A 13,403-nucleotide genomic window follows, 5' to 3' on the forward strand; every position below is an offset into this window, starting at 1 on the left:
CGGACGTGACTGGATTGCTCTCTCGCGCCCGGGGGTGACCGGATCGCTCTCTCGCGCCCGGGGGTGCCCGCGTCCTGCGGCGAGAGGGCGATCCGGTCACGGGGACGGGGCTGGCGCACCCGGTCCACCTCACGGTTTCCGAACGACCGTGCTGTTTTTTGCGAACGATCGTGCTAATTTCTCCGGGTGGTCGAGCACACTCTGCCCAAGGGCCGACGGACGCGGGAGGCCGTGCTGGCGCGCGGTGTCGAGCTCGCGTGCCGCGTGGGGCTCGGCGGCCTGACCATCGGCGGCCTGGCCGACGAGGTCGGGATGTCGAAGAGCGGGATGTACGCGCACTTCGGCTCCAAGGTCGCGCTGCAGCTGGCGGTGCTCGACGCGGCGGCCGAGGACTTCGCCACCACCGTCGTCCTCCCCGCGCTGCGCGCGCCGCGCGGCGAGCCCCGGGTGCGCGCGCTCGCGGAGCGGTGGATCGCCTGCGGCATCGAGCGGCGCCCCGGCGGGTGCCTGTTCGTCAAGGCCAGCACCGAGCTCGACGAGCAGGACGGGCCGGTCCGCGACCGCCTGCGCGACCAGCACCGGCAGCTCGCCGACAGCATCGCGCGCATCGTCGCCGGCGGCGTCACCGAGGGGCAGTTCAGGGCCGACACCGACACCGCGCAGTTCGCCACCGACCTGCACGGCGTGATGCTCGGGCTCTACCACGGCCACCGGCTGCTCGAGGACCCGGCGGCCGAGCAGCACGCCCGCACCGCGATCGACCGGCTGCTCGCCGCGGTGCGCTCGTCCCCGCGCGCCGGCGCGCCCTGACGACGCGCGCCCGCCTCGCACCCCGCCCCGGCCGGCCTCCACGCCCGGCCGGACTCCACGCCCCACCGACGAAGGACCCCGCATGAGCGCAGTCGACACGTCCACCACCCGCACGGTCGCCGCCACGCAGCCACCGGCGCCGCGCCGCCTGCCGATCTCCCAGCGGGTGCGCCTCGCCGTCGTCCGCGGCCGGCTGCGTGTCCTCGGCGTCGTCGCCCCGCGCGCGGCCGGCGCGGCGGCGTTCCGGATCTGGTGCACGCTCCCGGGCGGGCCGGGCCGCCGCAAGGACCACCGCCCGCACCCCGGTGAGGTCACCACGCTGACCGCGCCGCGCGGCGGCCGGGTGGTCGTCGAGACGTGGGGTGAGGGGCCGGTCGTCTACCTCGTGCACGGCTGGGGCGGCTGGCGGGGGCAGCTCGGCGCGTTCGTCGCGCCGCTCGTCGCCGCAGGTCACCGCGTCGTCGCGTTCGACGCCCCCGGCCACGGCGACTCCGACCCCGGGGTGCTCGGCCCCGGCCGGGGCACGCTGGTCGAGGCGATGGAGGCGCTCGAGGTCGTCGCCGCGCACCACGGTGACGCCGCGGCGGTCGTCGCGCACTCGATGGGCAGCACGGTCGCCTCGATGGCCGTGCACGAGGGCGCCGTGCGCACCGGGCGGCTGGTGCTCGTGGCGCCCAACCCCGACTTCGCGGACCTGCGCGCCGACTTCGCACGCACGTTCCGCCTGACCCCGCGGGTCCGGCGCCTCCTGCACGCGGCGCTCGAGGACTTCGTGCAGCGCCCGCTGAGCGACTTCGACCTCGGCCCGCTGGGCGCCGCCGGTGGGATGCCCGACACGCTCGTCGTGCACGACCTGCGCGACAAGGAGACGGCGTTCGAGGTCGGGCGGCGCGTCGCCGAGGCGTGGCCGACCGCGACGCTCGTCACGACGGACGGGCTCGGTCACCAGCGCATCCTGCGGGACCCGGCCACGGTCGAGCTCGTCGTGCGCGACGTGACGGCGCCGCGGCCGGTCTGACGCACCAGGTCAGGGGAGCGTCGCGCGCTCCGTGGCCGGGTCGCTCGCGCTCGGGTCGCCGCCGTCGCCCGACGTCGGCGCGTCGTCCGACGTCGGCGCCGCACCGGCCGCGGCGAGCGCCGCGTCCACCCGCTCCTGCAGCACGCGCGCGGCCCGCCGGCGCTGCCACCGCACGCCCAGCACCCCGCCCGCGACGAGCGCGACGAGCGCGAGCTGCGCCCACGGCACGGTCCACACGGTGACCGGCGCGGTCCCGGTGCGCAGCGCGGCGTCGACGACGTCCTCGCCGACCACCCACGGCCGGGTGGCGACCTGCCCGGTGGCGCGCACGAGCGGCCACACCCGCAGCTCGGCCTCGACGGTCCCGGACTGCCCGGGCAGCACCTCCCGCAGCTCGGTGCGGTGCTCCGCGCCGCCGGCACCGAACGGTCCGGCGAGCTCGGTGGCCGCGTGCGCGGCGAGCCGCACGTCACCGGTGTTGGCCACGCGGTAGCTGACGTGCACGGTCCCGGGCGCGAACGGGTTCCACGACGGCTCCCACCGCGCCACCACGTCCTGCGGCTCGAGCGCCGCGACGTAGTCGCCGGTGACGCGCAGGTGCAGGCGCGTCCCGACGCGCGCGGCGAGCCGCACGGCGTCGTCGGTGACGAGCTCCGCGACGACGCCGGCCGGGTGGTCGCCGGGCGTCGCGTCGCCGGGCACCTCGATGGTCAGGGGCACCGTGACGGCCGCGCCGGGGTCGATCGTCAGGCGCAGGCCGGTCTCGGTCCGCTCGGCCCCGGGCGCGTCCCCCAGGGTGACCCAGCCGCCGCCGTCCTTCGTCGCGCCGGCACCGGGGACGTCGAAGTGGCCGGAGTCGCCGACGACGCCGTCGGCCGCGTAGACGTCGAACGTCGCGGGCGCGGTGCTGAAGTTGGTGACGGTGACGTGCTCGGCGACGCTCTCGCCCGGGTCCAGGACGTGCCGCAGCGAGATGCGGTCGTCGGGCCCGTCGGCGGTCGCCGGCTGCACCGTCCAGGTGGTCGTCCCCTCGGCGGCTGCCGTGGCGACGGGGGCCGCGGCGGCCGCGGGCCCGGCTAGGGCCAGCAGCGCGGCGACCAGCGCACCGGCGGCGGCGGGCCGCACGGGCAGCGGGATGACGGGGCGCGTGCGGTGCATGGGGGTCTCCTCGCACCGACGCGCGGTGGGGCGGGTGCCCCACCGCGCGTCGGGTGATCCGGCCCGTCGACTCAGTCGACGGGGAACAGCGACAGCGACAGCGTGCCCGTGTACTCACCGGGCGCGGTGTCGACCGGCACGTCGAGGACGAGGTCCGCCCCGATCGTCGCCGAGCCGACGCGACCCTCGGGCGTCGCGGACGCCAGGCGTCCCGGCACCGTCAGGCCCTCGCCACCGCCGAGCGCGGTGGCCCGGGCGTCGCCCGCGGCGAGGCCCGGGCGCGGGCTCTCGACGCGCGGGGTCCAGCCCAGGTGCTTCGCGTCGAGCAGACGCGTCCCGTTGGTGAACGAGTACGCCTGGCCCGTGACGGCCCACCCCGAGACCCCCGCCTGGGCGGCGGTCCGCGAGTCGGTGACCGTGACGGCGGGCAGCGCGCCGGTGAACCGCAGCGCGGTGCCGGTGTTCTGCGGCCCGTCCAGCGTGACCGCGTTGCCGGCGACCGACAGCGCGAGCACGCCGTCCTGGCCCTCGGGCACGACGGCCGTCAGGTCGATCCCCGTCACCTTGTCCTGGTCGCGGAAGATCCGCGGCAGGAAGTCGATGAGGTTCTTCGACCACACGTCGAACCCGTGCGGGCCGACCGTCAGACCGGCGAACTCGTGACGGATGCCGTTCTCCTCGAGCAGTGTGAGGAGGTTCATCGTGGCGTCGTAGGTGAAGTCCGTCCGGTCACCGTTGTAGATCCGCGCGAGGCGGGTCTCGGCGTTGACGGCGTCCGGGTCGAAGACGGGCGTGTTCCAGAACAGGCCGCCGGAGAACGACCCGACCCAGCCGAACTGGCCCGGGCGGGTCAGCCACGCGTTGAGCGTGTTCATGGCGCCCATCGACAGGCCCGCGATGGCCCGCTGCCCCGGCTCGGACGAGATGTTGTACGCCGCCTCGGCCGCGGGCACGAGGTTGTCCATGAGCTCGGCCGGGTAGTTGGACGAGTTGCCGTTGCCCATGACGACCACCATGGGGACGATCGCGTCCTCCTTGATGTAGTGGTCGAGGATCTGCGTCGCGCGGCCCACCTCGACCCAGTCGCCGTAGTTCTGACCACCGCCGTGGTTGAGGTAGAGCACGGGGTACTCCTCGGCGCGGTCCGGGTCGTAGCCCTTCGGCGTCCAGACGTACGCCTTGCGCTCCTCGTTCGCGACCTGGCTCTGGTACGTCAGCGTGGTCAGCTCGCCGCGGTCCTCGGCGGGGACGTCGCCCAGCAGGCGGTCCGTCTCGCCGGGGACGAACAGCGGGCTGACGCCGGTGAGCGTGTTGACCTTGTCCTCCGGGTCCTTCACGTCCACGCCGTCGACGACGTACCGGTAGTAGTAGAAGCCGTCGAGCGGGCCGGCCTGCACGCGCCAGCGGTCGCCGACCTTCGTCATCGGCACGCGGAACCACGCACCGTTGGGCGCCCAGTTGGCCCACACGGTGACGTCCTTCGCGTCCTTGAACTGCGTGCCCGTCTCGAACGTCACGATGCCGTTCTCGTCGACGTGCGGCAGCGTGATCGAGCCCGGTGCCGGGGCGGTGTACTTGGCGTCGAGCGGTCGGTGGCCCTCACGCGGGCCGTGGGCGCCGTCCTGGAACACGCGCGACGCGAAGTCGCGCAGACCCTCGCGCCACGTGTCCCACGTGCCGCCCGTGTCCGGGTCGACGCCGTCGAACTCGTGCTCGACCCCGGTGCGCTCGAGCGTGCGCAGCAGGTCGTGGGTCGCGTTGTAGGACGGGTCGAGCACGTTGCCGACGTAGATGCGCAGGCGGTCGGTGCCCTCGTTGATGGCGGCCACCTGCGAGCGGTCCGGGTCGGCCGGACGCGAGGGGAACTCGACCGAGAACGCGCCGACCTCGCTGAAGACGCCCGGGTCGGTGCGCAGCAGCTCGAGCGCGTGCGCGGCGCCCGTGCCGATGCCGGCCACGGCCTGCGAGGCCGCCTCGTCGGCGACGTGGTAGGCGTCCTGCACGGCCGGGAGGATGCCGTCGAGCAGCTCGGCGCGCGCGTCGTCGCCGGTGACCGAGGCCATGACGACGACCATGTCCGCGAGCCGGCCCTCGGCCGCGAGGTTGTCGAGCACCTGCCGCGCGCGGCCCAGCTCGGTCCACTCGTCGACGGACTGGTCGTCGTCGGCCAGCAGGTACAGGACCGGGTAGGCGTCGGCGCGGTCGGCGTCGTAGCCGGGCGGCGTCCAGACGAGCGAGGTGGCCTCGTCGCCGGACGCGGTGTCGTGGGCGAGCTCCTCGACGGCGCCCGCGTTCGGGATGTCCGCCATCCAGGCCACCTGCGGACCGGGCACGAAGAACGTGTTCCAGGTCGGCTTCGACGCGATCGCGACGGGCGTGTCCGGGTTGCGGAAGGAGACCTTGGTGCGGTCCTCGAACGTCGCCGTGTACTGGTAGTAGTACAGGCCCGGGTCGAGGATGCCGACCTGCGTCGGGTAGTCGGTGCCGCTGGGGTCCATGGCCAGGTCGGACCACGTGCCCGCAGGGCCGATGTTGCCCTGCAGCTCGACGACCTTCGGCTGGCCGCCGACGAGCTCGTGGACCGTGGCCTGCGGCGCCACGAACCGGTAGTAGCCCTCGGGCGTCACCGACACCCACGGGTCTGCGGCGACCCCGTCGGCCGCTGCGGGTGGTGCCATCACTGCCGCCGTTCCCAGTGCGAGCGCGGTCCCCGTGACCACGGCTGTCGTCCTGCGGTACGCGCCACGTGCGTCACGTGGCGCCTTGCGAGTCATCACCATCGATTACCCCTTCTCGGCGCCGACCGGCAGGGGAGTCACAGGCCCCTGCCCCGCGGCGACGGCCGTGGGATGACCCCTGGTGCTTGCCCCCTGACGGAGCCGCGGGCGTCGCTGCGTCCACGGCCTTGCCCACCGGTCTGCAACGCTGCAGGAGCGGGCGTCCCCGATGCTGTCGGCTCCGAGGTTTAACGTCAACCCTCCGGTTTCTCCTGAAGGTCCGCCGACGTCCGGGTGGGTCCCGTCAGCGCAGCGGGTCGCGGTCACCACCCGCACGGGGGCCCGGGCCTGGGGGGTGTGGGCCCTGAGGCCTCTCACCCGATCAGGTGAACGTCATCGCATGTGCCCGCCGAACGGGTCGGTCCCGCATGGCGAGACGTGCGGAGGGTCGGCGCAGCGGCGCGACGACGGGCCCAGGCTGTGGAGAACCGCTTCGACGACGGTGCGCGCTGCCAGGGTGGAGCACGCGACGACGGCGGACGCGCCGCGGAGGGCGCGGCCCGGCACGGGTCCTCCGCGACGCCCGTCGCGTCGTGCTCGAGCCGCCCGCCGCCGACGCGCCGCCCCCCACCCCGGGGCATCCCCCCACGGTGCGTCGGCGGTGGGCACCCCGTCCGTGCTCGTGCCCGGCGCGTCGGCGGTGGGGAGCGCTGGACGGGAGGGGAGGCATGGTGGGAAGCCGGACCACGGACGAGGTGGGTGCCGTACGCTGGCCCGGAGATCATCAAACTGAACACGCTGCTCGAACCGCGGCGGGAGAGCTCCCGTCGGCCGCCCTCGGTCCACACCGGGAGGGCGGCAGCGCGGGGCGCCGAAGGAGCAACCCTCCCCGGGAATCTCTCAGGCACCCGTACCGTCACGGCGAGGCAACTCTGGAAAGTGGCGCCGGCCAGGTCCGGTGCCCACCGACGGTGCAAGTCGGCGCGCCCCGGAGCACGTCCCCCGAGGACGGCGCTCATGGCGGACCGGCAAAACTCTCAGGTCACCCCGTGCGGGGTGGATGACAGAGCGGGGAGCCCCTGCCCGTCCCGTGCGTGGAGCCACGCCCGGGCGACCCCCTGGAGCAGCCCGTGAGCGTTCCCGCGCAGTCCGAGCCCATGCCGACCGAGCCCACGCAGTCCCGGCACGCACCGGCGGCCGTCCCCGTGTCCGCGCCGCCCGCGTCGCGCACGCCCGCTGCCGAGGGCTTCGCCGACCGGCACGTCGGTCCGCGCGGTGACGACACGGACCGCATGCTCGCGACACTCGGGTTCGCGGACCTCGACGCGCTCGTCGACGCCGCGGTGCCCGCCACGATCCGCAGCGGTCGACCGCTGGACCTGCCCGCGGCCCGCTCCGAGGAGCGGGTGCTGGCCGACCTGCGGGCCGTCGCGTCGCGCAACCGCGTGCTGCGCCCGATGATCGGCCAGGGCTATTACGGCACGACCACCCCGGCCGTCATCCGCCGCAACGTGCTGGAGTCGCCCGCCTGGTACACCGCGTACACGCCGTACCAGCCGGAGATCTCGCAGGGCCGCCTCGAGGCGCTGCTGAACTTCCAGACCGTCGTCTCCGACCTCACGGGCCTCGACGTCGCCAACGCGTCGCTGCTCGACGAGGCGACCGCCGTCGCGGAGGCGGTGGCGCTCATGTGGCGCGCATCGCGCGCGGCGACGGGCACGGTCGTGCTGGACGCCGACCTGTTCGGTCAGTCGCTCGCGGTGACCCTCGGCCGCGCGCAGGCCGTCGGCCTGCCGGTCGTGGTCGCCGACCTCACCGACGGGCTGCCGGACGTCGACGGGCCGCTCGTGGGAGTCGTCGTGCAGCAGGTCGGCGCGTCCGGCGCGCTGCGCGACCTGCGGCCCCTCGTCGCCGCGGCCAAGGAGCGCGGCGCGCTCGTCACGGTGGCCGCCGACCTGCTCGCCCTGACCCTCGTGACCTCCCCGGGCGAGCTCGGCGCGGACGTCGCGGTCGGCTCGGCGCAGCGCCTCGGCGTGCCGCTGTTCGGCGGCGGTCCGCACGCAGCCTTCATGGCGGTCCGTCAGGGCCTCGAGCGGACGTTGCCCGGGCGGCTGGTCGGGGTGTCGGTCGACGCCGACGGCGCCCCCGCGTACCGCCTCGCGCTGCAGACCCGCGAGCAGCACATCCGCCGCGAGAAGGCGACGAGCAACATCTGCACCGCGCAGGCGCTGCTCGCGATCGTCGCGTCGATGTACGCGGTGTACCACGGTCCCGACGGGCTGCGGGCGATCGCGCAGCGGGTGAACGGCGCCGCGCGGTGCCTGGCCGACGTGCTGCGGGAGCTGGGCGTCGAGGTCGTCCACGCGGACCTCTTCGACACCGTACGGCTGCGGGTCCCCGGGCGCGCCCGGGCCGTGCAGGCGGCCGCGGTCGCGCGCGGTGTCAACCTGTGGGCACCGGACGACGACCACGTCCAGGTCGCGTGCGACGAGACGACGACGGACGAGGACCTGCTCGCGGTCGTCCTCGCGGTCGCCGACGCCGGCGCGACCGACCTCGCGGCGAACCCCGACGGCTCGTACGACGTCGGGTTCGTCGCCCACCGTCGCTCGCGCGTGCCCGAGCACCTGGCGCGCACCACCGACTACCTCACGCACCCCGTGTTCCACGTGAATCGTTCCGAGACCGCGATGCTGCGCTACCTGCGCCGGCTGTCCGACAAGGACCTCGCGCTCGACCGCACGATGATCCCGCTGGGCTCGTGCACCATGAAGCTCAACGCGACCGCCGAGATGGAGCCCATCTCCTGGCCCGAGTTCGCCGACATCCACCCGTACGCCCCGGCCGACCAGACGCAGGGCTACGCCGCCCTGGTCACCGAGCTGCAGGACTGGCTCGCCGAGATCACCGGCTACGCCGCCGTCAGCGTGCAGCCCAACGCCGGCTCGCAGGGCGAGCTCGCGGGCCTGCTCGCGATCCACGCGTACCACGAGGCCACGCGCGCCGAGGGCGCGGAGCACCGCGACATCTGCCTCATCCCGGCCTCGGCGCACGGCACCAACGCGGCGTCGGCGGCGCTCGCCGGCCTGAAGGTCGTCGTGGTCGCGACGGCCGAGGACGGTGAGGTCGACCTCGCGGACCTGCGGGCCAAGCTCGACCAGCACGGCCCCCGGGTCGCGGCGATCATGATCACCTACCCCTCGACGCACGGCGTCTACGAGGAGCACGTGCGCGAGGTCTGCGACCTCGTCCACGCCGCCGGCGGCCAGGTCTACATCGACGGCGCGAACCTCAACGCGCTCGTCGGGCTCGCGCGCCCCGCGGAGCTCGGCGGCGACGTCTCGCACCTCAACCTGCACAAGACGTTCTGCATCCCGCACGGTGGAGGCGGCCCCGGCGTCGGTCCGGTCGCCGTCGCCGCGCACCTCGCGCCCTACCTCCCGGGCGACCCGACGCCCGCCGGGTCGCCCGGGACCACCGCCGTCGCCCCTGTCTCCGCGGCCCCCTGGGGCTCGGCCGGGATCCTGCCGATCTCCTGGGCGTACGTCGCGCTCATGGGCCCCGACGGGTTGCGCCGCGCCACCGAGACCGCGGTGCTGGCCGCCAACTACGTGGCCGCGCGCCTGCGCGAGCACTACCCCGTGCTGTACACGGGCCCGGCCGGGCTCGTCGCGCACGAGTGCATCCTCGACCTGCGTCCGCTCACCAAGGCCACGGGCGTCACGGCCGAGGACGTCGCCAAGCGACTCATGGACTACGGCTTCCACGCCCCCACGCTGTCGTTCCCCGTCGCCGGCACGCTCATGGTCGAGCCCACCGAGAGCGAGGACCTCGCCGAGCTCGACCGCTTCGTGGACGCGATGGTCGCGATCCGCGCCGAGATCGAGGGCGTCGCCGAGGGGCGCTGGCCGCTCGAGAGCTCGCCGCTGCGGCAGGCCCCGCACACCGCGGCCGCGGTCAGCGCCGACGTGTGGGAGCACCCCTACGGGCGCGAGCAGGCCGCGTTCCCCGTCGCCTCGCTGCGCACCGGCAAGTACTGGCCGCCCGTGCGCCGGATCGACGGCGCGCGCGGCGACCGCAACCTCGTCTGCTCGTGCCCGCCCGTCGAGGCGTACGCGGACGACGTGCGATGACCGGCCCGACCACGCCCACCACCGACCCCGGAGCCCCGATGACCGAGCTGCGCTCACCGCTGCACGACGAGCACGTCGCCCTCGGGGCGTCGCTCACCGAGTTCGCCGGGTGGCAGATGCCGCTGCGGTACACGTCCGACCTGGCGGAGCACACGGCCGTGCGCAACGCCGCAGGTCTGTTCGACCTGTCCCACATGGGCGAGATCGAGGTCACCGGCCCCGACGCCGGCGCGTTCCTCGACCGCGCGCTCGTCGGCAATCTCACGGCGCTGCGGGTCCTCGGGGCGCGGTACACGATGATCGTCCAGCCCGACGGCGGCGTCATCGACGACCTCGTCGTCTACCGGACGGGCGACGACACGTACCTCGTCGTCGCGAACGCGTCGAACCACGAGGTGGTGCTCGCCGAGCTGCAGGAGCGGGCCGCCGCCACCGGGCTGGGCCTGACGGTCACCGACCGGTCCGCCGCGACAGCGCTCGTGGCCGTGCAGGGCCCGCGAGCCCTGGCGGTCGTGGAGGCACTGGACCTCCTGACCGCGGACCCCGCCGGCCCGGCCGACGTCACGCCCGCGACGCTGAAGTACTACGCGTGCCTGCCGATGCGGTTCGACGGTGCGCCCGTGCTGGTCGCGCGCACGGGCTACACGGGCGAGGACGGGTTCGAGTTCTTCCTCGACGCCGACGGCGCCCCCGCCCTGTGGCGCGCGCTGCTGGCGGCCGGCGCCGAGCACGGGCTCGTCCCGGCCGGCCTGTCGGCACGCGACTCGCTGCGCCTCGAGGCCGGCATGCCCCTGTACGGCAACGAGCTCGACCGCACGACCACCCCGTACGACGCGGGCCTGGGCCGCATCGTGCGGCTCGACAAGGTCGACGCCGACGGTGTGCCGCTGCCGTTCGTGGGACGTGACGCCCTCGACGCGCGGGCCCACTCCGCACCTGCCCGCGTGCTCGTCGGGCTGCAGGGCCTGAGCCGTCGCGCCGCCCGGCACGGGTACGACGTGCTCGCGTCCACGCAGCAGGACGCGCCCGTGGTCGGGACCGTCACGTCGGGCGCACCGTCACCCACCCTGGGGTACCCCGTGGCCATGGCGTACGTGACCCCGGAGGTCGGTGCCGAGGGCGCCGAGCTCGCGGTGGACGTCCGCGGCCGGCGCGAACCGGTGCGCGTCGTCCCGCTCCCCTTCTACCGTCGTCCTCGGTGACGGTCGCACCGCGCCCGCCCACCCCTGACCCACCCGCACCGCCTCACCCGACAGGAGCATCCATGGCTGCCGAGCTGCCCACGACCCTGCAGTACACCGCCGAGCACGAGTGGGTCGACGCCGCGTCGCCCGTGACCGTGGGCATCACCGCGGTCGCTGCCGACGCGCTGGGGGACATCGTCTTCGTCGAGCTCCCGGCCGTCGGCTCCGACGTCGAGGCGGGTGCGGTGGTCGGCGAGATCGAGTCCACCAAGTCGGTCTCCGAGCTGTACTCGCCCGTCTCCGGCACGGTCGTCGAGGTCAACCAGGCCGCGGTCGACGACCCGTCGGTCGTCAACTCCGACCCGTACGGCGACGGATGGCTGTTCCGTGTCGAGGTGACGACGCACGGTCCGCTGCTGTCGGCCGAGGAGTACGGCGCCCTCAACCCGTGACGTCCCGGGCAGCCCGCTGGGCCGTCCGGGAGAGGAGTGACACCCAGCACTGGGCCGAACGAATGACGTGTTGGACGCTTGTCCATGCGTCCGGGTGCTTGCCCGAACGGGTGAAGTGGCGCACAGTGCTGGTGACGACGTTTCACCCATGGTGTATCAGGGGGGCCCGGACGTCGTCTGACAGGTGCAGCGTTCGGCACCGCGGGGGGGATCTCACGGTGATTCAGAGAATTCGGCGAAAGTCGCGTCATAGCTCCGGCGCGGGCCGCTCTCATCCGGTACGCAGCCCACGCGGGGCCGGAAGGTCCGGACCCGCCGCCACCCGGAGGACACCATGACCATGCTGGACACGAGCCTGAACCCCCACATCCTGGGTACGCACTCGCTGACCCGTCGCGAGCGGGTCGTGCTGGCCGAGCTGACGGAGGACGTGACGCTCGAGGAGATCGCGACGCGCCTCTTCGTCACCCGGAACACGGTGAAGTCCCAGGTGCGAAGCGTCTACCGCAAGATCGGCGTGTCGACGCGCGCCGAGGCGGTCGCGTGGGCCGAGGCGCACGGTATCCGCTGAGTTCCCCACCCCTCGCGGAGGGGCGGGAGGGATCCCTCCGCGCACGCAGCACCCGGAGCGCACGTCCGACCGGCCGGTCCTCCCCGGCCGTTCGCGTGACGCTCGTGCAGCCGGCCACAACGTCGTGACCCGGCTGTGACAGACGGCTGGCACACTCGCTCCATGACTCCTGTGCTCGTCGTGGCCGCGGCCGTGGTCGACGACCTCGACGATCCGCGCCTCCTGCTCGCGGCGCGCCGCGCCACGCCGGCCAGCCTCGCGGGCCGGTGGGAGTTCCCCGGCGGCAAGGTCGAGCCGGGGGAGACACCGGAGGAGGCGCTGCACCGTGAGCTCCGCGAGGAGCTGGGCGTCAGCGTGGGTCTCGGGGTCGAGCTCCTCGGTCCCGACGGCGGCGCCTGGCAGCTGTCGGACAGGTACGTCATGCGCCTGTGGTTCGCCGAGGTGCTGGAGGGGGGCCCCGAGCCGCTCGTCGAGCACGACGAGCTCCGGTGGTTGCCTGCCGGGCAGTGGCTCGACGTGCCGTGGCTGGACGCCGACGTCCGGATCGTCGAGCGGCTCACGGAGTTCGTCGCGACGTTCTCGCGCGGTGAGCGCCGGTCGGTGGGCCGCTCGGGCTGACGCGTCACGACGCCGGCCCGCCATCCGGTCGAGGGGACCGGGGCCACGTCCTCGAGCGCGTTCGCTCTGGGCGAAATCTGCCGCGCCATCAGTTGGCACTCTCCGGGTCGGAGTGCTAATCCTTGAGGTGTAGCCGCCCGGCGGACCGTCCCGCCGGGACAGCACCGGGATCCGGACCGACCGGACCCCATGTCGAGGAGGTGATGGGGCGTGGCTACTCGTTTCGACCCGTTCCAGGAGATGGACCGCGTGCTCGCGCAGGTCCTCGCGTCCGACCGCGCCGCGGCCACGATGCCGATGGACCTCTACCGTGACGGCGACCACTACGTCCTGCACGTCGACCTGCCGGGCGCCGACCCGGGCACGATCGACGTCAGCGTGGACGACCGGACCCTGACCATCCGGGCCCAGCGCAGCCCGCGCACCGAGCACGACGTGCAGTGGCTCGCCAAGGAGCGGCCCGTCGGCACCTACGCCCGGCAGCTCACGGTCGGCCGCGGCCTCGCGCTCGACCGGATCAGCGCGACCTACGACGACGGCGTGCTGACGCTCTCGGTCCCCGTGGCCGAGGAGGCCAAGCCGCGCCGCATCGAGATCCAGCACGGCGCCTCCGCGCCGTCGACGATCACGTCGCGCGACACGCAGACCCTCGAGCAGCCGTCCGCCGACGGGCCGTCGCTCGAGCAGCGCGCCGACGAGCCCGCGACGGCGGGCTGACCCCACGGCGCGTCGCCCCCGCGCG

The 13,403-nt window shown here is 74.4% G+C and carries 10 protein-coding genes and 1 riboswitch; of the genes, 8 read left to right on the top strand and 2 right to left on the bottom strand.

The features are described 5' to 3' along the window. Nucleotides 1-186: 186 nt before the first annotated feature. Both CFLA_RS00455 and CFLA_RS00460 read left to right on the top strand, forming a co-directional pair. Nucleotides 187-810, top strand: a complete 624-nt coding sequence (locus CFLA_RS00455; RefSeq protein ID WP_013115342.1) for a TetR/AcrR family transcriptional regulator — start codon at nt 187-189, stop codon at nt 808-810. 82 nt (nt 811-892) lie between these two features. Beyond that, the gene (locus CFLA_RS00460; RefSeq protein WP_013115343.1) at nt 893-1,828 is read left to right on the top strand and encodes an alpha/beta fold hydrolase; all 936 of its coding nucleotides are present in this window, start codon (nt 893-895) and stop codon (nt 1,826-1,828) included. A 9-nt stretch (nt 1,829-1,837) separates the two neighbouring features. On the opposite strand, the gene CFLA_RS00465 is transcribed toward CFLA_RS00460, so the two are convergent. Both CFLA_RS00465 and CFLA_RS00470 read right to left on the bottom strand, forming a co-directional pair. After that, nucleotides 1,838-2,986, bottom strand: coding sequence for a COG1470 family protein (locus CFLA_RS00465; RefSeq protein ID WP_013115344.1), 1,149 nt, complete (start codon nt 2,984-2,986; stop codon nt 1,838-1,840). A gap of 71 nt (nt 2,987-3,057) precedes the next feature. After that, entirely contained in the window at nt 3,058-5,664 is a 2,607-nt protein-coding gene (locus tag CFLA_RS00470) for an alpha/beta hydrolase (RefSeq protein ID WP_187291317.1), read from the bottom strand. An 842-nt stretch (nt 5,665-6,506) separates the two neighbouring features. Beyond that, nucleotides 6,507-6,629, top strand: a riboswitch (glycine riboswitch). Between the two features lie 231 nt (nt 6,630-6,860). Between CFLA_RS00470 and gcvP the strand changes: the two genes are divergently transcribed. From gcvP to CFLA_RS00500, 6 genes are all read left to right on the top strand, one after another. Further along, the gene (gcvP, locus tag CFLA_RS00475; protein ID WP_081449747.1) at nt 6,861-9,836 is read left to right on the top strand and encodes an aminomethyl-transferring glycine dehydrogenase; all 2,976 of its coding nucleotides are present in this window, start codon (nt 6,861-6,863) and stop codon (nt 9,834-9,836) included. Then, on the top strand, nt 9,833-11,038 hold the full coding sequence (gene gcvT, locus CFLA_RS00480; protein ID WP_013115348.1) for a glycine cleavage system aminomethyltransferase GcvT: 1,206 nt from the start codon (nt 9,833-9,835) through the stop codon (nt 11,036-11,038). The genes gcvP and gcvT overlap by 4 nt, the downstream gene beginning before the upstream one ends. 62 nt (nt 11,039-11,100) lie before the next feature. Next, nucleotides 11,101-11,472: a glycine cleavage system protein GcvH gene (gene gcvH, locus CFLA_RS00485; protein ID WP_013115349.1), complete on the top strand. Its 372-nt coding sequence runs from the start codon at nt 11,101-11,103 to the stop codon at nt 11,470-11,472. Between the two features lie 334 nt (nt 11,473-11,806). After that, nucleotides 11,807-12,043 (top strand): helix-turn-helix domain-containing protein, encoded by a 237-nt coding sequence (locus CFLA_RS00490; RefSeq protein ID WP_013115350.1) that lies wholly within the window; start codon nt 11,807-11,809, stop codon nt 12,041-12,043. Nucleotides 12,044-12,205: 162 nt separating this feature from the next. After that, the gene (locus CFLA_RS00495) at nt 12,206-12,661 is read left to right on the top strand and encodes a (deoxy)nucleoside triphosphate pyrophosphohydrolase (RefSeq protein WP_013115351.1); all 456 of its coding nucleotides are present in this window, start codon (nt 12,206-12,208) and stop codon (nt 12,659-12,661) included. 210 nt (nt 12,662-12,871) lie between these two features. Further along, on the top strand, nt 12,872-13,378 hold the full coding sequence (locus tag CFLA_RS00500) for an Hsp20/alpha crystallin family protein (protein ID WP_013115352.1): 507 nt from the start codon (nt 12,872-12,874) through the stop codon (nt 13,376-13,378). The last annotated feature ends 25 nt before the right edge of the window (nt 13,379-13,403 follow it).

This window comes from Cellulomonas flavigena DSM 20109, assembly GCF_000092865.1.
Taxonomy (GTDB): Bacteria; Actinomycetota; Actinomycetes; order Actinomycetales; family Cellulomonadaceae; genus Cellulomonas; species Cellulomonas flavigena.

What these genes read in the sequence shown, in the direction of transcription:
- CFLA_RS00460 (WP_013115343.1), top strand. Translation starts at nt 893, where the DNA reads ATGAGCGCAGTCGACACGTCCACCACCCGCACGGTCGCCGCCACGCAG.
- CFLA_RS00465 (WP_013115344.1), bottom strand. Translation starts at nt 2,986, where the DNA reads ATGCACCGCACGCGCCCCGTCATCCCGCTGCCCGTGCGGCCCGCCGCC.
- CFLA_RS00470 (WP_187291317.1), bottom strand. Translation starts at nt 5,664, where the DNA reads ATGGCACCACCCGCAGCGGCCGACGGGGTCGCCGCAGACCCGTGGGTG.
- gcvP (WP_081449747.1), top strand. Translation starts at nt 6,861, where the DNA reads ATGCCGACCGAGCCCACGCAGTCCCGGCACGCACCGGCGGCCGTCCCC.
- gcvT (WP_013115348.1), top strand. Translation starts at nt 9,833, where the DNA reads ATGACCGGCCCGACCACGCCCACCACCGACCCCGGAGCCCCGATGACC.
- gcvH (WP_013115349.1), top strand. Translation starts at nt 11,101, where the DNA reads ATGGCTGCCGAGCTGCCCACGACCCTGCAGTACACCGCCGAGCACGAG.
- CFLA_RS00490 (WP_013115350.1), top strand. Translation starts at nt 11,807, where the DNA reads ATGACCATGCTGGACACGAGCCTGAACCCCCACATCCTGGGTACGCAC.
- CFLA_RS00495 (WP_013115351.1), top strand. Translation starts at nt 12,206, where the DNA reads ATGACTCCTGTGCTCGTCGTGGCCGCGGCCGTGGTCGACGACCTCGAC.